Origin of the sequence: Stenotrophomonas sp. STK16_22, from assembly GCF_051984505.1 — a bacterium.
In the GTDB taxonomy this organism is placed as follows: Bacteria; Pseudomonadota; Gammaproteobacteria; order Xanthomonadales; family Xanthomonadaceae; genus Stenotrophomonas; species Stenotrophomonas maltophilia_A.
Genome location: NZ_CP196972.1, coordinates 2,366,685 through 2,383,347, shown reverse-complemented (window position 1 = coordinate 2,383,347; position 16,663 = coordinate 2,366,685). Strand labels below are relative to the sequence as shown.

Here is a 16,663-nt window from a genome sequence, read left to right as displayed (position 1 = left end):
CCGCCGCTTCCACCGGCAGGTGCAACGATGGCCGGGGTGGAAGCGGCGGTAGTATAGGCATGGCAAACAAAGCTGATCTGCGAAGCAGGCCACAGTCGCAGGCGCGTACACATCTGCCCGGCTGAAGCTGTTCACCGTCGTCGTTGCTGCGTTGTCGATCAGCCAGGCATGGCCTGGCTCTACTGGTCGGGTTTCACCCTTGCCACCCGATTCCGGTACTCGTACACGTTGTCACCGCGTATGCGCTTTTCCTCGGTGCCGGTGACCCGGCCCACCTGCTGGTCTGAACCGGTCACGGGCTGCGCCTCGATTTCGGTCTCGTGCTCGAAGGAATGCGATTTGTCGGTGTTGCGGTAATAGCGGTACAACGCCCAGTACAGCGCGGTTGCGCCGGCCGGACCTGCCGCCAACAGCCAGAGGCCACTGTCGTCGCTCATGTCGATGCCACCAGGAAGGCAATTGCGAGGGCTTCAATGACGGTGCCGGTGGCAAGGGCCGCCAGCAGCATCTTCCATTGCTGCACGGGCACGCTGCCCATGGTTTCGCCGGTACGGCCGTTCACCGCGATGTAGTGCAGCATGCCGCCGTTCTTGCCAGGCTGATGGTACGAGTACAGCCAGACCGGCAGGTACATCGACACCCAGCGGGTGCCATGCACCTCCAGCTGTTCCTGCTCCCAGCGCACGCCGCGGTTGTAGCGCTTCACCGAGCCTTCCACCTGTGCGCGGGCAATCGACAGCAGCTGGTCTTCCAGCCGCGGCCGCAGCTTTTCCACATCCAGGTTGCGCTTCTCCGAAGTGAAGCCGGCCAGGTAGGAGGCGTTCCATTTCACCGCGTTCTTGGTATCGAACGGCAGGATGGTGTTGATGATGTTGTTGGTGTTGGCGCGGGTATCCAGGTTGCCGCGCTCGGCCGAGGATTCCAGCGGAAGATCGTCGACGGTGAAATCGACCTGGCGTTCGACCTGGTAGACATCGGCGTCGTAGAGGGTGCGCTTGTTCTTCTCGCTGCCGACCGTGTACTCACGGGTCTTGATCTCGCCTTTGCCGGCCACCGCAGCGCTGACATTGCTGTCGACGATCATGTAGGGCAGGAACACGCCCACCACGTTTTCAGGGGTGAACTGGTCCTTGAACGCCTTCAGCGCGAACATCCGGCGCTTGTCGACGAACTGGCGGATGCGCGCGACCGCATCGTCCTTCTTGATGTGGAAGGGCAGCACCGCATCGGGTACCGCGCCATTGGCAATCTGCTCATTGACGCCGAAGACGTGGCGGCACCAGTGGCAGCGCGCCGTCATCGTGCTTTCGGTGTTGACCGTGACTTCTGCGCCACAGCCCGTGCACTTGAAGGTCATCAACGCCGAGGTGTCGGCATCGATGTCGCGTGCGCCGGAGGCGATGACGGTGCCGCGCAGCTGGTCGATGGCCTCGCCCAGCCCGAACTCCTCCTCGACGCGTGCGCCATGCCATTCGTGACGGCAGTACAGGCAGACCAGGATATCGGTACCGGCCTTGGGCCGGATGTCGGTGGCGCCGCACTTCGGGCAGCGGTTGAGGCCGTCCTTCAGCTCGCTGGCCGAAGTATCGATGGCCACAGGATCGGGCGCTTCCACTTCATCGCGGATGGCCTGTGGCAGTTTCGAGGTGTCCAGCGGGAAGCTGCCGGGCAGGGGAGGGACGTCCTGCGGCGAACCGGGCCCATCCAACGACGCCGCCGGCAAGGGCGGCGGCGTCGCGGGCGCGGATCCAGGCAGCGGCGGTGGGCCGTTTCGGGGATCGGACATGTTGGTTGTGCGTCCTGCCGTTACAGGCCCAGTGCCTTGGCTTTCAGGGCGTCATAGTCGCCCTGCGTGATCAGGCCCAGGTCCAGCATTTCCTTGGCCTTCTTCAGCTTGGCCACCGGATCGTCCGCAGCCGGGGTGGCCGGCTGCTGCATGCCGCCGACACCGAACATGCCCGAGGCCATGCCGACACCGACCAGACCTGCCGCGCCGCCGTTCTCGCCGGCCGACTGGATGCCCTGGGCGACGCTGGCCTGCAGGTTGGAATTGCCGCGCGAACCGGACAGCGCGTCGGCGCGCTGCACGGTCTTCAGCAGCTCGCGGGTGTTGGCGTCGTACTCGATCGAGACGATGGCGGTCTTGACGATCGCCAGGCCGCGGTCAGACTTCCACTGGTAACCCTGTTCAACGGCGGCCGACAGGCTCTGCGCGAAGCCCAGCGAGTCCTGCTGCAGCTTGGTGATGCGGTTGCCCTTGCCCGGATCGTTCGTATACAGGCTGAAGGCTGGCGCCAGCGAGCCGACCACTTCATTGAACAGCTGGCTGGCGGCGGCGTTGTCCAGGTCGGTGAAGTCGAACACCTGGCCCGGCTGCAGGTAGCTGGCCGGCACGAAGTTCTTCACGAACAGGATCGGATCGACGATCTTCAGCGTGTACGAGCCACGCGTGACCGCACCCACCTGGGTGTTGAGGAAGCCGTCGTCCCAGTAGATTTCCGACTGGGTACCGAAGCGGTTGTCCGGCAGCTCCTTCAGCGACACGAAGTAGGCCGCCTGCTGCGAGCCCGGCTGGCCGCCGAACTTGAAGCGCTCCCAGCTCTGCTTGATGAAGGTGCTGACCAGGCCGTCGCCGGCGAAGATCGACTGCGAGTTCAGATCGTCCGAACGCCACTCGTAGCCACCCGGTTCGGCGACGAACGCGGTGATCGCGCCGTCCTGGAACAGCAGCAGGCCGTAGCCCTCCGGCACGATGATCTTCGAGCCGTTGGTGATGATGTTGGACGAGCCGCTGGTGTTGGAGCCGCGCCCGGCGTTGGTGCCCTGCGGCACCGCCGCGAACAGGGCCGCCGTCGAGGGCAGGCCTGTCGGCACGGTGTAGAAGTCCTTCCACTGGTCGGCCAGCACACCACCGACCGCACCCTTCACCGCCTGTACCAGACCCATGTCCAACTCCCTGTGATTCGAGGGCAGGCACCATGCCTGCCGAGCTGGACTGAATATAGCAGTGGCCGGGGGCGGCTGTGGTGCCGGTGGGTGAATGGGCGACGTGGGACCTCTGTAATAGTCCGGACGTTGATTCCGCCGCCGACTCCGGGCCTAATCGGCGGAGGGGCAATGACGTCCCAGTCGCCGTTGTTTCGGGCCTAGCCAAGGAGGGTGCAGAGCATGCAACGCAACATATCCGAAGGGCGTAGTGCGCAGTACTACGCGCTTATTGAACAGTTGGACGGGCCAGAGGAAGGCGAAGAAGATCGAGGGGCGCCGTTGCTCATTGATGCGATTCCGGTAGAGAGAGCGAAGAACTATCTGGAGCCAGAGGCGGATCTCCCCTCCCTTGATTTCCTGCTGGCATATGCGGAAGAGGGGAAGGGGGCAACCGACCAGCGTCTGCATGAGACGATCCAGCTGATCACACTCTCCGATACTCCCTCCAACGGGGCGATCCCGGTGTCAACGGCCGTTCTGGACGATCGTGGGGACGGCGAGCGAGAGCAGCTGTTCATGACGATTGAGAAGATGTCGCCTCAAGATGTAGAGGTCTGCGGAAAAATAGGCAGATTCTCCGTCGGCAAGCCTGCGAGTGAGGATGGCATCAGAGAACTGCTGGAGAATGCAGAAGCGAGATCACCTCATGGCATCGCGATCTATGATGTAGGCCAGGCAAACTTCAACGCAGTAGTCGATCGCTACGAACATCCTCGCCTCTTCTTTGATTTTGGCCGCCCGATTGGGCTGAAGGCCAGAACCAAACCACTGCTTGCCAATTTCAATCCGCTTGCGTTCAACGATGCTGAACCAGTCGTGCTCTCTCATCTGGATCAGGACCATTGGTTGTTTGCCGTGGAGTCCGGTGGGGCGGCCTGGGACTCAACAGGAAAGTACTGGAAAACAGCTCCGAAGTATCGCGATAGTGCCCTGCAAAGGAAGTGGGTGATCCGCCTGCCAGAGGGTGTTCTGTACTGGGGAAGCCACATTCATTTCCTGCGGACGCTAGCGAGTAATGGTTCACTTTTCGTCTGGCCTGAAGGGAGTGTCCACATTCAAGGGGCGAGCATCGGAATATGGTCCTGTTCGCCCTCCGCCGGCTCACCGAACACCCAGAGCTACCTGAAGAACAACAGCTCGCTGGCACTCAGGGTTGATTCTGCACATTCCGCCGCCGTGCTGTGTGGTGATGCGGACTACGGCTCATTCGCCCCAGGGGTTTTCGTTGATGTAACTGCTGTAGTCGCTCCACACCACGGAGGTAAGATTCAACTCGGCGCTACACCAGTCGTGCGGGGGCCAGGTCGCATGGTCCTCTCGACATATGAGAATGCCTATCCGAGCGTGCCCCATGACCAAACCATCGCCGACGCACTGAACAACGGATGGTTCGTAACTCGCACGGATGCAAGACATAGCTGTGGCCGATGCGGCGAGTTTCATGGCCACAAGTACATTCCACTCGCTGGAACCCAGCCAGAATGTGGATGTGGAGTTGTCACTTCTGCGCAGATCTGCCTGCCGCACGTGCAATAGGACTCCAGCTGGCTACAACATGTACGGAATCTTGAACGCCAACGTGAAGTCCGGCGCATCCGGGGTCAACCCGATGCCCAGCAGCGTCACCAGCGTGGTGTGCTGGTTCAGCGCATAGGTCACGCCCAGGTTAAGTGATGCCGCATTGGCATCACTGCCGATTACCTTCATCCACTTGCCGCCCTGGAAGCGGGTGGAAGCGCGGGCGCTGATGCGGTCACTGAAGGACAGGCTCAGGCTGGTCCGCTCGTTGAATGCGAAGGCCACGCCTGCGCCGAAGTACACCGAGCCGCCCAGCTTCACATCGCCCGGGTTCACCGTGTCCGGATTACTGTCGATGTCGTTGAACCCGCGCGGGATGGAGTGCACGTAGCCGATGTTGGCAAACAGGATGGCCGGGTCGGCGGTCTTCACCATCGACAGGCCCAGGTTGGCCTGCCATACGCCATTGCCAGTGGGTTGCTCGCGCGGCACGGCGAAGCGGATGTAGTCGTCGTCATCGCGCTCGATCACCTTCCAGTCCAGGCCGTAGGGTGCGCGCCCGGTGGGGGCGGTGACGCCGACGGTAAGCACGGTCTCAGGGCGCCAGCCGCGTTCGCCGAACAACCGGTAGTTCGCACTGAGCCCGATATCACCCAGGCCGTTGCCGTTGGTCTCTTCCTGTGCAATGGCGGCCGCTGCTCCGCCGGCGCCGCCCTTCTGGTATACGGTGCGCCGGGCCAGGTAGGGCACGTCCAGGTTGAGCGTCAGGTTCGGGCTGACACCCCAGCGGGCCGCCACGTTGTAGGTCAGCGAGTCGGACTCCACGTTCTCGATGGCGATATTGCCGAGGAAAATGGCGTCCAGCGCGAGGAAGCCGTTGAGGGTGAGCTGCTTGCGGTCGTAGCGGGCGTAGGTGAGGCTGTTCTCGATGGTGAAGCGGCGGGAGAACAGGGCCGATTGCTGTTGCTTCACGTCGTCCACGCTGCGCCGCGACTCCTGCTTGGCCTGTTGTGCCTCGGCGGCGGTACTGGCGTAGCCCTCGCTGCTCGGCGGGACCGCGGCGGCGGCCGCCTGCGCCAATGGCGCGGCCGGTGGGGCTGTGACCGGGCCAACCCGCCCGCTCAAGCGCGCCTGCATGGCCTGGACCTGCATGTCCAGTTCGCGCAACCGCCGCACTTCCTGTGCGTAGTTGGCCTTCAGCTGTTCCAGCTGATTGGCCAGGGCCTGCACGTCAGCGCCATCGTCGGACGTCGGCGGTGCGGCAAGGGCGGTGCCCGCCAGCGCCGCCAGCGCCAACGGGGTGATCCTCATCAGGGTGTGCATGATGGTGTCCTGCGTTGTGGAGCGTTTCCCCCAATGCCAGGCCCTGTTACTGGCCTGGCCCCATGCCGCGGTTCAACGCAATCGCCTGGGCCACGTTCTGGCTCAACGGCAGGTTGCTGCCCACGGCGTTGCGCACCAGCTCCAGCCGCAGCTGGTTACTGGCGATCTGGCCGTCACCGGCGAGGGCGATACCCTGGCCGACGCTGCCATTGCGGATCCACTGCTGCACCAGCCCCTGGCCATCCACCTGCAGCAGCAGGCGTGCCTGGTTGCCTTCCAGCACGGCGGTCGCGCTGGCGCCGGCCTGCTGCGCGGTGACGTTGCCTGCGCCATCAGAGAGAACGGCTGGCACGCCACCCTCGCGGACGGTCAGCGTGGTGACGTTGCGCGCGACATTGCCATCGCCGGCCACCTGCACGCTCTGCACCAGGCCGCTGGCGTTGGCCAGGCCGCTGCTGTCGATGCTGCGTCCGTGGGTATCGGGCAGCGGCGCATCGGCGGCCGTGACATGCACGCTGGGCTGGAAACTCAGCTTCGGCGCGCCACCACCACGGAAGTCCATGCCCAGGGTGAGGCTGCCCTGCAGCGTCGCGCCGTTGCTGGCCTGCCACTGCGACACCATGGTGACCCCGAACCAGGCAACGTTGTTGCCACCCACGGTGTAGCGCCCCCGCATCAGGCTTAGTTCCGGGTCCGGAATTTCCTTCAGGCCGCGACCGGGAGCACCCTCTGCCGCCTGCAGAGGCAGGGAAGGGAAGGCCAGCAGCAGAGCCATCATCATCGGTTGGCGGAACATGGTCGAACCTCCTTCAGAACAGGTCGGCGTGGCTGAAGCCGAAGTCGACCAGTTCTGCATCGGTGATCGGCCCTTGCCGCGCGTAGAGCGCGCGGGCGCTTGGCCGTTCGCTGGGTTGCAGAAGAGCGGTGTTGCGATCGAAGTCGCTGCCGATCACCACGAAGACCGCGCGCGATGGCCAGGCGGCCAGGAACTCCGGAAGGGCCAGGCTGCGGTTGCCCAGGATCGGGTCGGCCACTTCCACGATGCCGTTGCGCACCTGCTTGAGCACCACGAAATGGCGGAAACCGCGCACGTCCATCAACACCAGTCCTGGCACGCGAAGGGTGCGCAGTCGTGTTTCATCGATGCGGTAGCCCCGACCGCGCATGCCCAGCGATTCCACGTAGCGCTTGATGTCGAGCAGCGAGAAGCCGCGCTCGGCTACCAGAGCGGGATCTGAGACCCCCATCATTCCCTCGATCACCGTTGCCTCGTCGGTATCAAGGTGGTAGGCGTGGCGCAGGATGGTGGCCAGCGCGGCGGCCCCGCAGCTGTAATCGGTGTGCTGCCGCACCACGTTGCGGTAGCGCCGCTCCTGCATGCTCTCCACCTTCTGCTGCAGCAACGCGCCATTGGGCAATACGCCGCTGAAGCGCACCTCGCCCGCCCACGCGGAGGCGGTACCCAGCAGCAACAGCATCGCCAGCAGGCGCATCGAGAGGCGGCAACGGATCATCACGTTCTCCGGCAGCAGGGGGGAGCCCCTGTCCCAAGGGGGAGGAGGAACAGGGGCTCCCGGGGACCCGGCCATTGGCGGACGGCCGGGGTGTTGCGCTTACTCGCCGCTGCCGCCACCGCCGCCGGTGCTGGGCTGGGCGACGGCCAGGGCCAGGCTGTTGGCCTGCAGGTTGCCGGTGCCCGCAGCAACGTTCACGCCGATGTTGCCGGAGGCGCCGGAGAAGGCACTGCCGGACAACGCCGAGGTGTTGGTGGCGTTGACGTTCACCCAGCGCGTGGTGCTGACCGTGCCGCTGAGGCTGGCGTACAGATCGGCCACGCCCAGTTCGACGAACTGGCTGGTGCCACTCTCACGCGTATCGAAGCCCAGGCCGCCCACTCCCGGCCGGTTGGGGTTCATCGTGGCGTTCTGGATCTGGTTGTCCAGGTCGATGTGGCCGGTGCTGTTGCCACCCGGATGTGGCAGCTCGCCATTCCATGTATCCAGATAGTAGTTGGCCATCTGATAGGCGTTGCCGGTGCCGCGGTAGGTGCCCGCGCCATAGGCCAGCGTCAGGCCGCTGACGCCGCCACGCATGCCGACCTGCACGGTATCCGTGTAGGACTGCACGAAGCCGGCATTGCTGACCGTGTTGCCGGTGGAGACCTGGTTGGAGCTGATGCTCGACTGCGCCACCGCGGTGGTCGCTACCGAGGCCGCGAGCGCGTTCTTCTGCTCGTTGTTGTTGCCCGAGGCGATGTTCACGCCGATGTTGCCCGAAGCACCACCGAAGGCGTTGCCGCCGAGACCTGCGGCGTTGGTGACGCCGGAGTTCATGGTGGCGTTGCCGAAGCCGGCCTGGTTGACGAACACCTCGGCGTCGGCCATGCCGAAGCTGAAGGACGCGTCGGCAGCGGACAGCGACGCGGCATTGTCCTGCGCGTTGTTGTCGCCGGAGACAACGTTGAAGCCGAGATTGCCCGAGGCGCCGGCACCCACGCTGTCACCGATGGACGCACTGTTGGTGACCAGGCTGTTGCTGGTGACGTTGTTGCTGATCGACTGGCGGTTGTCGATCACGGCAATGGCCGCCGAGTCGAGGTCGATGTCGCCGGTGATGTTCGGGTCGCCGGAGAAATTGATGTCGGTGCTCAGCCGCAGGTCCTTCTCCAGGTTCACGTCGACGCCGTGGTTGTTCTTTTCCTTGCGTTCGTCGGCCTGGATGTTGCTGTGTTTCTGCACATTGACGTTGACGGTGCGGTTGCGTACGTCGTTGTCGGTGTGATTGTGCGTGTCGTTGCGGGTTTCGCTGACGGTGTGGTTGTGATTGATGTTCGCGTTGGCGTTCTGGTTGTCCCAGCCATTGGCCGCAGCGGCGGTCGAGGCAGTGGCAATCGCCATGGCGAGCATGGTCTGTTTGACGGTCGCTTTCATGGTGCCCTCTCTCTCATCAGGTGGTGCATCGGTTGGGTGGTTGTCACGGGCGGTCCTGCACGACCAGGCCCAATACGTTGGCCGTGTCGTTGCCGTTGCCCGCGATCTGATTGAGTTGCAGGACCCCGTCGAATCCCCGCAGTGCGGTGCTGGCTACACCTGCGCTGCGGGTGCCCGTCGCGACGCCGTGCCCGGTGTCGTCCCGCCCCCCTGCCAACGCGGAACCCTCGGCGGCCAAGGCCGTATCGTCGGTTTCGCGTATGCCCTGTCGGGCCAGCGTCGCGCTGACGACGTTGAGCGTCGTGTTGGCGATGCCGCTGGCCTGGTTGATGGATGCGATGCCACTGGCACCGGCCAGTGCGTCACCGCCAATGAATGCAGTGGCCTGCAGCGGCCCGGACAGCACGCGGTTGCCCTGCTGCAGCTGCCGCGCATTGATCGCGACGTCGGCGCGATCACCCTTGGCGATACCCCGTAGGTTGGCCTGCACGTTGAGGTCGCCGGCGGCCTGGTTCACGGCGATGGCGCCATTTGTTCCGGCGAGTGCGTGGCCGTCGATGCGGGCCACGTCGAGATAGGCGAGCATGCCGCTGTAGTCATCGGCCCGGGTCGCCCAGGGCGCGGCAGCGAGCAGCAGAAGCAACCTGTGCAGCGCCTTCATTTTCCACCTGCCGGGGCCGTGCCCTGCAGCGGGAACTGGGCCAGTGCGCCGCGCACGGTATCGGCGATACCGCGGGTGCTGCTGCCGACCGCTCCGAGCGGCCCACTCATGGCACCCCCCAGATTGCTGCCGACCATGCCGTCGCCACTGCGGCCCAGCGTGCCGCCCAGGGCCTGCTGGGTGACCCGTTCAACGGTGGTGCCACCCGGCGCCGTGATGGACGCGGCCTGGCCGGCGCCCATGCCGGCATAGTCCTCATCGCTCAACTCGTCCATGCCGGTTGTTGTGCCGCCGGCACCCAATGCGGTGGCGATCTCGCGCTGCGGCTTCGGGTCGGCAATCAGCGCCATGCCCGGCGGTGCCATGCGATATGCCGGGCGCGCGGATACATCCCGCAGCAGGACGATCTCGCCCGGTTGTGCCTTCACGCCTTGGCGGGCGCCGGATGCGGATGCGCCCGCGCCAACCGACAGCAGGGCCACTGCCAGTGCTGCGGCCAGGCCGCGAATCAGGGTGGAGCCGTCCATGCCGATCTCCCGCGATGGGTGCGGCGGAACCACGCATCAACCGTGCCAACTTCGAAGTGCCCACCGGCCAATGTCGGCACCGTGCCGCACCTGACCGGGCTGCTGCCACGCTGTTACAGGCACGTCGTGGAATTGTTGGGATTTCGAAGCCCCAGGCACTGCAGGGCAAGGGCGGCGGGCGACTGTCGCATCCGTGTTACAGGTGGCGTCGCGGTCTGCAACGGTGCCGCTTCAGCCAGGAATTTCTTGACGCACTGCTCATTGCGCCGCCGTTTAGGGAAGCGCTAGGATCCGCCCAACAAAGGCCGCCCCGGTGGCCGTAGAGGTCCCGGCGGGGGGCGGCACGCCGGTGATTGCCTGACAGTCCGCCGACGGTGTCCGGATGCTGGGGGAAGCATGGCAGCGGTCCCGGAGGCTTCAACGTCACGTTGCGTGCTCTGGTTTGGCGAGCCGTTGGCGAACGAGCGCAGTGCGCTGGCGGCAGCAGGCTGGTATGTGCGCAGCATCCGTCCCGATCCCGCCATGGCGATTGGCCTGCGCGGGCGCGATCGCTTGCTTGCCGTGCTCGATCTGCGCCACCTCGATGCGGTCGCGCTGCAGCTGCTGGTACCGTGGATCGAGCAGCACCAGCATCTACCCTGGCTGGCGGTACTGCCACCGGGTGCCGGACCTGCTTCAGCGGCCTGGCTGCCGTTGCTGCAGCGATGCCGTGCCCGCTTCACGCTGCCGTTCGGCCTGCAGGATCTGGTCTGCGCAATGCGCCAGCAGTTCGACGCAGATGATCCGCCTGTCGACGCAACCTGCAGCGGGCAGGGACCGCACGCATTGATTGGTGAAAGCGCTGCGCTGCATGCGGTGCGCAGGGTGCTGCACAAGTTCGCGCCGGTGGAGCTGCCGGTGCTGGTCACCGGCGAAACCGGTACAGGCAAGGAACTGGCCGCACATGCGCTGCATGCGTTGTCGGGGCGTGCTGGGAGGCCTTTCATTGCGGTGAACTGTGGTGCGATTCCGGCCAACCTGGTGCAGTCGGAGCTGTTCGGCCACGAACGTGGCTCGTTCACCGGTGCCGACAAGCGGCAGATCGGCGTGTTCGAATCCGCGCACGGCGGCACGGTGTTTCTGGACGAAGTCGGTGACCTGCCGTCGGAGGCACAGACCAGCCTGTTGCGTGTACTGCAGGAAGGCACCTTCGAGCGCGTCGGCAGCAGCCAGCCGTTGCGGGCGGATGTGAGAGTGCTGGCTGCCACCCACGTGGAGCTGGAACACGCGGTGGCGCAGGGCCGGTTCCGCAGCGATCTCTACTACCGTCTGAACGTGCTGCGCCTGCTCATGCCACCATTGCGTGAGCGCGGTGCCGATGTGCAGCTGCTGGCCGAACACTTCCTGCGCTGTTTCCGGCAGCGCCACAGCGTGCGTGCACGCGGCTTTGCGCCGGCCGCACTGCAGGCCATGCGGCGTTTCGAATGGCCCGGCAACGTACGCGAACTGCTGAACCGTGTGCAGCGTGCAGCGATCATGGCCGAGGGCGAGCTGATCAGCGAGCGTGACCTGGAACTGGGCGCATCGGTGGCGGTCCTGCCTGGGGCGATGCTGCACGATGCGCGGGGCCAGGCCGAGCGCGATGTGCTGCTGCAGACCCTGCGCCAGACCGGCTACAACGTTTCCGAATGCGCGCGGCAGATGCAGATCTCGCGGGTCACGGTGTATCGGCTGTGCCGCAAGCACCGGTTGGAGCTGCCTGCGCAGCGCTGATCAGCCGGCCGCCAGGTGCTTGAACAGGCGCAACGGCTTGCCCGTGACGCGCTCGATCACGCCCTTGGCTTCCAGGTCCAGCTGCACGGCCTTCAACCACCAGCCGGCGCTGGCGCCTGCCGGGAACAGGGCGGTGGGCAGGTGCGGCAGCAGCGCCTGCTTGGCCTGCGCAACGGTCAACCCTGGCGGTTGCGCAGGCAGGGCCTGCAGCAAGGCATGGCGCATGGCGAGATACTTGGCACGATCCACGCGCTGGATGTGCCCGGGCGTGGTGATGCTCTCGATCTCGATCCGCTCGGGCTCAGACATGGCTATCTCCCGCGACTTCGATGCGTGGGCTGCGGAAGCCCATGGCGATCCACGCCTGCATCAACCGTGCATGGAACCGCAGCGACCGGGTCTGCAGGTTCGGCACATCGTCCGGAAGGACAGACGCATCAGGAAGATCACTGACCATCGTCCGCATCTCCACGGCGGGTCTTGCCGATGCGGGCCACAACAGGCCATACAGGCTCAGCCAATGGCCGCCACTGAACTCCAGGAACAGCGGCGTATTGCAGCAGCCCGCCAGGACGCGGCGGCTGCCGCCCCTGCTGGACAAGCGCAACGCACGCAGCATGGAATGTCCGGCGTCGATGCTGACGCGATCCTTGCGGTGCATTACGAAAAGCGTCTGGCCGTGCGGGCCCAGTACTTCGGGTGCTCGGGGCAGCGACTGCAGCATGGCGCCGGCCTTGCGGCAGCTGTCGCAGCAGCATTCGACGGTGGCAATGGGTTGGCCCGTGGCGGTCAGGCGGACCTGGCCGCAGGCGCAGGCAAGGGACTGTTGGGAGGGCATCTGCATTTTCTCCTGGGGTACTCATCCTCTCGACGAACCGGGGCGCCGGGAATCGACAACATCCGCCTTCAAGGGCGCTTCATCCGGTAGTGGATGCGGTACAGGTCCAACCCTGCACCGTCCGCACGCCGCGCCGAATAGGTCAACGTGCCGGGTTGCGAGCCATCCAGCATCGCGCCGTAGCTGTTGCCGGAGGTCTCGTTCAAGGGCGAGGGCAATGCATGGCCCGCGTCATAACGGCCTCCACGTTCGTAAGCAATGAACTGGCGCACCGGTGCGCTGCCGAAGTCGAGAGCGCGGGCAAAGACCACAGTACGGCCATCCCCGAGGAAGGTGGCATCGAACTCCTGCGCCGAGGTATTGAGGTCTCCGGGCAGTGGCCGCGCGGGCTGCGCCTCACCACGGACGATCGCTGCGACGTAGAGGTCATGGCCACCCGCACCGCCTGCACGATTGCTGGAGAACAGCAGCGTGGCTGCGTCTGGTGAGAGCATCGGCGCGAACTCATCGGCCGCGCTGTTCACTGCGGGGCCAAGATTGACCGGCTCCCCGAATCGACCGTCGCTCCCCACGCTGACCCGATACAGATCGTCGCCGCCTTGGCCGTCTGCTCGATCCGAGCAGAAATACACCACGCGGCCATCGGCGGAAAAGGCGGGATCGAAGTCACGTCCCGGCGTGTTGAACGAGACCGGCGTCGCAGGCCGCCAGCGCTGCCCATCGTTACGGGAGACCCAGATGTCATACCCGCCCGGACCGCCGGGCCGGTTGCGGCTGAACCACAGTGCGGTTTTTCCGTCCGGGCTCAAGGTCAGTCGAATCTCGTCGTACTGCGTGGATGCAACGCCCGGAGCAAAACGCTCAGCCGGGCCGACGATCTGCAACACCCTGGATGGAGACGCGCCAGGCGATGCAGACACCAGCAGCATCACGGCCAGCAGCGCCTTCATGCCTGCCGCTCGAAGTCGCTGACCCAGTTGGTTTCCCAGCTGCGTCCACCATCGGTCGAGGCCGCCTGTTCCCAGCGCGCCGAACGCGGGGTAATGCGTGACCAGATCACCCGCGTCTGGATCGCTCGTCCGTCGTGCTGATCTTCGCCAAAGAAGCGACCGACACCGGCCTCGAAACGGCCGAGCAGTGGCGCGCCGATCCGGGTCGGTTCCCGGCCATCCAGCCACCAACTCAGCCAGTGCCGCTCAGCCGCATTCCAGGCGCGGATGCCCATGCCGCGCAGCGGGGCTCCTGGCACGTCCATCAGATTGTCACCTACGTTGCCGAATCCTCCCAGTACCGGCCAGTTGTGCAGGGTGCCGGTGAACGCGTCCCACGCATCGCTGCCTGCCAGTCGGGCGCGCAGGCGACGATGGCGCACGTTCCAATGGCCCACCAGAAAATCAAAATCGCCCGGTGCATCCGGCAGCTTCGGAAGCGGCGAGGGGGCCGCAGCCGTGCGGCGGAACCAGTTGCGCCAGTTCACCTCCCAGTGCGCACCGGCGTCGTCGGAGAATGCCTGTTCCCACCACGGCTCCTCGCCGTGGATGTCGTGCCACCGGAACCACACGTCGATGGGGCGTCCGTCGATCCGGTCGGTGCCGCGAAAGTTGCCGGCATCGCCCTTGAAACCGCCGCGTACGGGGGCTTCGATATGGGCAGGGTTGCGGCCATCGATCCACCAGATCGACCACGTGGAAGACACCGGATCGAATGCACGCACGCCCAGGCCCCTGTAGGGGCCCGAAGGCAGCGCCATGATGTTGTCATCGATGGTGCCGAGCCCGCCCAAGGTCAGCCAGACCGCACTGGCGCCGGTGAAGGACTCCCAGCGAGTGTCACCTGCCAGGCGTTCCTGCAGGCGTTGGTGCCGGACCTGCCAGTTGCCCTGCAACCATTTCCAGTCTTCGCTGTGGCTGGCCAGGGCCCACCCGGAGGGCAGGGCGGCGGACGCGGCCGTGACGGCCAGGGTGACCAGGAACTGCCGTCGATCCATATGCGTGATCCCCTACCGAAGGTGCCTCCATCGTTGCGGATACGAAGGGGATTGACCACGCAGATATCGGGGCTCAGGCTAAGCCACACTTATGGTCACCCAACGACAGCTGCCATCGCTTGCCGCCATCCGCGCCTTCGAGGCGGCGGCGCGGCTGGGCAGCTTCGCGCGTGCCGCCGAGGAGCTCGACACCACTGCGGCATCGGTGAGCTATCACGTGCGGCGGCTGGAGGCCCAGACCGGTACCTGCCTGTTCCTGCGCCACGCACAGCACGTGGAACTGACGGTGGTGGGTGCCAGCGTCGCGCAGGAAGCCACCCGGGCATTCGACGCACTACGCGCCAGCTTCATGCGCGCCGCTGGCATGGATGCGGCGCGACTGCGCCTGTCCGTACTGCCAACGCTGGGCACCAGTTGGTTGACGCCGCGGCTGGGTACGTTCCGCGCCCGCCATCGGCAGCTCCTGCTGGAACTGGATCTGTCGGCAGAGCCGCAGGATCTTGCCGCCGGCCACTTCGATGCCGCCATCCGCAACGGGCATGGCGAGTGGCCTGGGCTGCAGGCCACGCCCTTGTTCCCCAGCGTTTTCATGCCGTTGTGTGCGCCGGCGCTGCTGCCGGCGGCCCGTGGGCTGGGCAGCACCGCGCTGGAGATTCCCCTGCTCGGTCGGCCGGACTGGTGGGCCCTGTGGTTCGCCGCGCACGGGCACCTTCCACCGCCGGCACCAGGGAGTCTGGTCACGCCCTTCGCCGTCGAGCATCTGGATGTCGGTGCCGCGATCGCAGGGCAGGGCATCGCCATCGGTTCGCCGATCCTGTTCCAGGCCGAGCTGGAGAGCGGGCGCCTGGTGCAGGCGCATCCGGGTGTCGCCAGCGACGGTCGCAGCTTCTGGTTCGTAGCGCCCTCGGCGCGGAGTGGGAGCGCCAAGGTCATCGCATTCCGTGACTGGTTGGTCGAACAGGCCGCCGAGGCACGGCACGCAGCACGCCATCATCTGGCGCAAGCGGTGACGCCGTGAACCAGAGCCCCGAACTGCTGCGACGCCTGCTGCGTGCCAAGGACCGGATGGACCGGGCCAGCCATGAGGAATGGCCAGTCACACGCTTGGCCGAGGTCAGTGCGGTGTCGCCGGCGCACTTCGCCCGCTCGTTCAAGCAGGCATTCGGGCTGCCGCCGCACCGGTATCTTCTCAGCCGGCGCATCGAACGGGCCGTGGCGATGTTGCGTGACACCGATCTGCCGGTCACCGAAATCGCCGTGCAGACCGGGTGGAGCAGCCTGGGCACCTTTGGCCGCATCTTCCGTGACATCACCGGTGACAGCCCGGGCAATGTGCGTGAGCGTGAGCGTGCAGGCCAGGCGGCGTCGGCCAGCGTGCCGGAATGCCACGCACGTGCCGCACAGCGACCGGACCTTAAGATCGCAGTTTTGGAGAAGCGTCGCCGCGAGGCGGTTGCTAACGTGGATCCCACCTGAGGGAGGTCCCATGACGAACACTGTGAACACGGTCGGCCTGTATGTGCGCGACCAGGATGAGGCGCTCGCGTTCTATGTCGGCAAGCTCGGCTTCGAAGTGCGTACCGATGTACGCAACGGCAGCTACCGCTGGCTGACGGTACGCAGCCCGGGCCAGGACGGTTTCCAGCTGGGCCTGTTCGTGCCTGGCCCGCCCACCCACGATGCGGCCACCGCGCTTTCGCTGCAGCAGCTGGTGGCCAAGGGCGCAATGCCGCCGCTGGTGCTGGCCGTGGATGACTGCCAGGCGTGCTACACGCAATGGCTGGCGCTGGGCGTGGAATTCACCCAGGAGCCGATCGAGCGCTATGGCGCCGTGGACGCCGGATTCCGCGATCCATCAGGCAATGGCTGGAAGATGATCGAAGCCCGCTCCGAGACGAGGCGCCGGCAATGAGCCGCGGTGGCTGGGCACGGCCCGTGCACCGTTGGACCTCGATCGTGTTCACCCTGGCGGTGATCGCCAACTTCGTAGTGCGCGCGATGGGACAGGGCGAGCCTGCGGCGTGGCTCACCTACTCGCCGTTGCCACCCCTGTTCCTGCAACTGTTCACCGGCCTTTACCTGTTCGTGCTGCACTACGCCGGAAGGCGCCGCAGCGCCGCACTCGGCGCTACGGGCTGA

The 16,663-nt window shown here is 65.6% G+C and carries 19 protein-coding genes and 1 pseudogene; 6 read left to right on the top strand and 14 right to left on the bottom strand.

Annotation, left to right across the window (positions count from 1 at the left end; all coding sequences use genetic code 11):
* Positions 1 to 179: 179 nt before the first annotated feature.
* From ACSYAO_RS11030 to ACSYAO_RS11020, 3 genes are read right to left on the bottom strand one after another with little or no spacing between them, the layout of a single operon-like run.
* Positions 180 to 437 (bottom strand): hypothetical protein, encoded by a 258-nt coding sequence (locus ACSYAO_RS11030; protein ID WP_049461045.1) that lies wholly within the window; start codon positions 435 to 437, stop codon positions 180 to 182.
* A complete protein-coding gene (locus ACSYAO_RS11025) occupies positions 434 to 1,786 on the bottom strand; it encodes a membrane protein (protein WP_049461047.1) in 1,353 nt (450 codons plus the stop codon). Before ACSYAO_RS11025 ends, ACSYAO_RS11030 begins: the two co-directional genes overlap by 4 nt.
* A gap of 20 nt (positions 1,787 to 1,806) precedes the next feature.
* On the bottom strand, positions 1,807 to 2,946 hold the full coding sequence (locus ACSYAO_RS11020) for an SPFH domain-containing protein (RefSeq protein ID WP_049461049.1): 1,140 nt from the start codon (positions 2,944 to 2,946) through the stop codon (positions 1,807 to 1,809).
* A gap of 222 nt (positions 2,947 to 3,168) precedes the next feature.
* Between ACSYAO_RS11020 and ACSYAO_RS11015 the strand changes: the two genes are divergently transcribed.
* On the top strand, positions 3,169 to 4,524 hold the full coding sequence (locus ACSYAO_RS11015) for a hypothetical protein (protein ID WP_134951522.1): 1,356 nt from the start codon (positions 3,169 to 3,171) through the stop codon (positions 4,522 to 4,524).
* Between the two features lie 12 nt (positions 4,525 to 4,536).
* Here ACSYAO_RS11015 and ACSYAO_RS11010 read toward each other — a convergent pair whose 3' ends face one another.
* The 6 genes from ACSYAO_RS11010 to ACSYAO_RS10985 all read right to left on the bottom strand — a co-directional run bounded on the left by ACSYAO_RS11010 (position 4,537) and on the right by ACSYAO_RS10985 (position 9,947).
* Positions 4,537 to 5,829: a transporter gene (locus tag ACSYAO_RS11010; protein WP_049461053.1), complete on the bottom strand. Its 1,293-nt coding sequence runs from the start codon at positions 5,827 to 5,829 to the stop codon at positions 4,537 to 4,539.
* Between the two features lie 46 nt (positions 5,830 to 5,875).
* The gene (locus ACSYAO_RS11005; RefSeq protein WP_049461055.1) at positions 5,876 to 6,625 is read right to left on the bottom strand and encodes a hypothetical protein; all 750 of its coding nucleotides are present in this window, start codon (positions 6,623 to 6,625) and stop codon (positions 5,876 to 5,878) included.
* A 13-nt stretch (positions 6,626 to 6,638) separates the two neighbouring features.
* Positions 6,639 to 7,343, bottom strand: coding sequence for a C39 family peptidase (locus ACSYAO_RS11000; protein WP_032127221.1), 705 nt, complete (start codon positions 7,341 to 7,343; stop codon positions 6,639 to 6,641).
* A gap of 99 nt (positions 7,344 to 7,442) precedes the next feature.
* Positions 7,443 to 8,759 carry a hypothetical protein gene (locus ACSYAO_RS10995; protein WP_049461057.1) on the bottom strand — a complete coding sequence of 439 codons (1,317 nt, stop codon included), beginning with the start codon at positions 8,757 to 8,759 and terminating at the stop codon, positions 7,443 to 7,445.
* A gap of 43 nt (positions 8,760 to 8,802) precedes the next feature.
* Positions 8,803 to 9,420, bottom strand: a complete 618-nt coding sequence (locus ACSYAO_RS10990; RefSeq protein ID WP_049461059.1) for a hypothetical protein — start codon at positions 9,418 to 9,420, stop codon at positions 8,803 to 8,805.
* The gene (locus tag ACSYAO_RS10985; protein WP_049422221.1) at positions 9,417 to 9,947 is read right to left on the bottom strand and encodes a hypothetical protein; all 531 of its coding nucleotides are present in this window, start codon (positions 9,945 to 9,947) and stop codon (positions 9,417 to 9,419) included. The genes ACSYAO_RS10990 and ACSYAO_RS10985 overlap by 4 nt, the downstream gene beginning before the upstream one ends.
* A gap of 396 nt (positions 9,948 to 10,343) precedes the next feature.
* Between ACSYAO_RS10985 and ACSYAO_RS10980 the strand changes: the two genes are divergently transcribed.
* Positions 10,344 to 11,699, top strand: coding sequence for a sigma-54 interaction domain-containing protein (locus ACSYAO_RS10980; RefSeq protein WP_049461062.1), 1,356 nt, complete (start codon positions 10,344 to 10,346; stop codon positions 11,697 to 11,699).
* Here the strand turns inward: ACSYAO_RS10980 and ACSYAO_RS10975 are convergent, their stop codons facing one another.
* From ACSYAO_RS10975 to ACSYAO_RS10955, 5 genes and pseudogenes are all read right to left on the bottom strand, one after another.
* Positions 11,700 to 12,008 (bottom strand): DUF6958 family protein, encoded by a 309-nt coding sequence (locus ACSYAO_RS10975; RefSeq protein ID WP_049461064.1) that lies wholly within the window; start codon positions 12,006 to 12,008, stop codon positions 11,700 to 11,702. It abuts the gene before it with no gap.
* Entirely contained in the window at positions 12,001 to 12,423 is a 423-nt protein-coding gene (locus ACSYAO_RS10970) for a hypothetical protein (RefSeq protein ID WP_223224624.1), read from the bottom strand. The genes ACSYAO_RS10975 and ACSYAO_RS10970 overlap by 8 nt, the downstream gene beginning before the upstream one ends.
* A gap of 45 nt (positions 12,424 to 12,468) precedes the next feature.
* A pseudogene (locus ACSYAO_RS10965) lies at positions 12,469 to 12,537 on the bottom strand (hypothetical protein); the annotation flags it as partial.
* Positions 12,538 to 12,605: 68 nt separating this feature from the next.
* Positions 12,606 to 13,487, bottom strand: a complete 882-nt coding sequence (locus ACSYAO_RS10960) for a TolB family protein (RefSeq protein WP_049461068.1) — start codon at positions 13,485 to 13,487, stop codon at positions 12,606 to 12,608.
* Positions 13,484 to 14,524 carry a hypothetical protein gene (locus tag ACSYAO_RS10955; protein ID WP_049461070.1) on the bottom strand — a complete coding sequence of 347 codons (1,041 nt, stop codon included), beginning with the start codon at positions 14,522 to 14,524 and terminating at the stop codon, positions 13,484 to 13,486. The genes ACSYAO_RS10960 and ACSYAO_RS10955 overlap by 4 nt, the downstream gene beginning before the upstream one ends.
* A gap of 91 nt (positions 14,525 to 14,615) precedes the next feature.
* On the opposite strand from ACSYAO_RS10955, the gene ACSYAO_RS10950 reads away from it, so the two are divergent.
* The 4 genes from ACSYAO_RS10950 to ACSYAO_RS10935 are packed head-to-tail and all read left to right on the top strand — an operon-like array spanning position 14,616 to position 16,663.
* Positions 14,616 to 15,542, top strand: a complete 927-nt coding sequence (locus ACSYAO_RS10950; RefSeq protein ID WP_049461072.1) for a LysR substrate-binding domain-containing protein — start codon at positions 14,616 to 14,618, stop codon at positions 15,540 to 15,542.
* Positions 15,539 to 16,000, top strand: coding sequence for a helix-turn-helix domain-containing protein (locus ACSYAO_RS10945; protein WP_049401498.1), 462 nt, complete (start codon positions 15,539 to 15,541; stop codon positions 15,998 to 16,000). Before ACSYAO_RS10950 ends, ACSYAO_RS10945 begins: the two co-directional genes overlap by 4 nt.
* 10 nt (positions 16,001 to 16,010) lie before the next feature.
* Positions 16,011 to 16,436: a VOC family protein gene (locus tag ACSYAO_RS10940; protein WP_049461074.1), complete on the top strand. Its 426-nt coding sequence runs from the start codon at positions 16,011 to 16,013 to the stop codon at positions 16,434 to 16,436.
* Positions 16,433 to 16,663, top strand: a complete 231-nt coding sequence (locus ACSYAO_RS10935) for a hypothetical protein (RefSeq protein ID WP_049461076.1) — start codon at positions 16,433 to 16,435, stop codon at positions 16,661 to 16,663. The genes ACSYAO_RS10940 and ACSYAO_RS10935 overlap by 4 nt, the downstream gene beginning before the upstream one ends.

What these genes read in the sequence shown, in the direction of transcription:
- ACSYAO_RS10960 (WP_049461068.1), bottom strand. Translation starts at nt 13,487, where the DNA reads ATGAAGGCGCTGCTGGCCGTGATGCTGCTGGTGTCTGCATCGCCTGGC.
- ACSYAO_RS10985 (WP_049422221.1), bottom strand. Translation starts at nt 9,947, where the DNA reads ATGGACGGCTCCACCCTGATTCGCGGCCTGGCCGCAGCACTGGCAGTG.
- ACSYAO_RS10955 (WP_049461070.1), bottom strand. Translation starts at nt 14,524, where the DNA reads ATGGATCGACGGCAGTTCCTGGTCACCCTGGCCGTCACGGCCGCGTCC.
- ACSYAO_RS11000 (WP_032127221.1), bottom strand. Translation starts at nt 7,343, where the DNA reads ATGATCCGTTGCCGCCTCTCGATGCGCCTGCTGGCGATGCTGTTGCTG.
- ACSYAO_RS11005 (WP_049461055.1), bottom strand. Translation starts at nt 6,625, where the DNA reads ATGTTCCGCCAACCGATGATGATGGCTCTGCTGCTGGCCTTCCCTTCC.
- ACSYAO_RS10940 (WP_049461074.1), top strand. Translation starts at nt 16,011, where the DNA reads ATGACGAACACTGTGAACACGGTCGGCCTGTATGTGCGCGACCAGGAT.
- ACSYAO_RS10980 (WP_049461062.1), top strand. Translation starts at nt 10,344, where the DNA reads ATGGCAGCGGTCCCGGAGGCTTCAACGTCACGTTGCGTGCTCTGGTTT.
- ACSYAO_RS10995 (WP_049461057.1), bottom strand. Translation starts at nt 8,759, where the DNA reads ATGAAAGCGACCGTCAAACAGACCATGCTCGCCATGGCGATTGCCACT.
- ACSYAO_RS11030 (WP_049461045.1), bottom strand. Translation starts at nt 437, where the DNA reads ATGAGCGACGACAGTGGCCTCTGGCTGTTGGCGGCAGGTCCGGCCGGC.
- ACSYAO_RS11015 (WP_134951522.1), top strand. Translation starts at nt 3,169, where the DNA reads ATGCAACGCAACATATCCGAAGGGCGTAGTGCGCAGTACTACGCGCTT.
- ACSYAO_RS10935 (WP_049461076.1), top strand. Translation starts at nt 16,433, where the DNA reads ATGAGCCGCGGTGGCTGGGCACGGCCCGTGCACCGTTGGACCTCGATC.
- ACSYAO_RS11010 (WP_049461053.1), bottom strand. Translation starts at nt 5,829, where the DNA reads ATGCACACCCTGATGAGGATCACCCCGTTGGCGCTGGCGGCGCTGGCG.
- ACSYAO_RS11025 (WP_049461047.1), bottom strand. Translation starts at nt 1,786, where the DNA reads ATGTCCGATCCCCGAAACGGCCCACCGCCGCTGCCTGGATCCGCGCCC.
- ACSYAO_RS10990 (WP_049461059.1), bottom strand. Translation starts at nt 9,420, where the DNA reads ATGAAGGCGCTGCACAGGTTGCTTCTGCTGCTCGCTGCCGCGCCCTGG.
- ACSYAO_RS10970 (WP_223224624.1), bottom strand. Translation starts at nt 12,423, where the DNA reads ATGCTGCAGTCGCTGCCCCGAGCACCCGAAGTACTGGGCCCGCACGGC.
- ACSYAO_RS10975 (WP_049461064.1), bottom strand. Translation starts at nt 12,008, where the DNA reads ATGTCTGAGCCCGAGCGGATCGAGATCGAGAGCATCACCACGCCCGGG.
- ACSYAO_RS10950 (WP_049461072.1), top strand. Translation starts at nt 14,616, where the DNA reads ATGGTCACCCAACGACAGCTGCCATCGCTTGCCGCCATCCGCGCCTTC.
- ACSYAO_RS11020 (WP_049461049.1), bottom strand. Translation starts at nt 2,946, where the DNA reads ATGGGTCTGGTACAGGCGGTGAAGGGTGCGGTCGGTGGTGTGCTGGCC.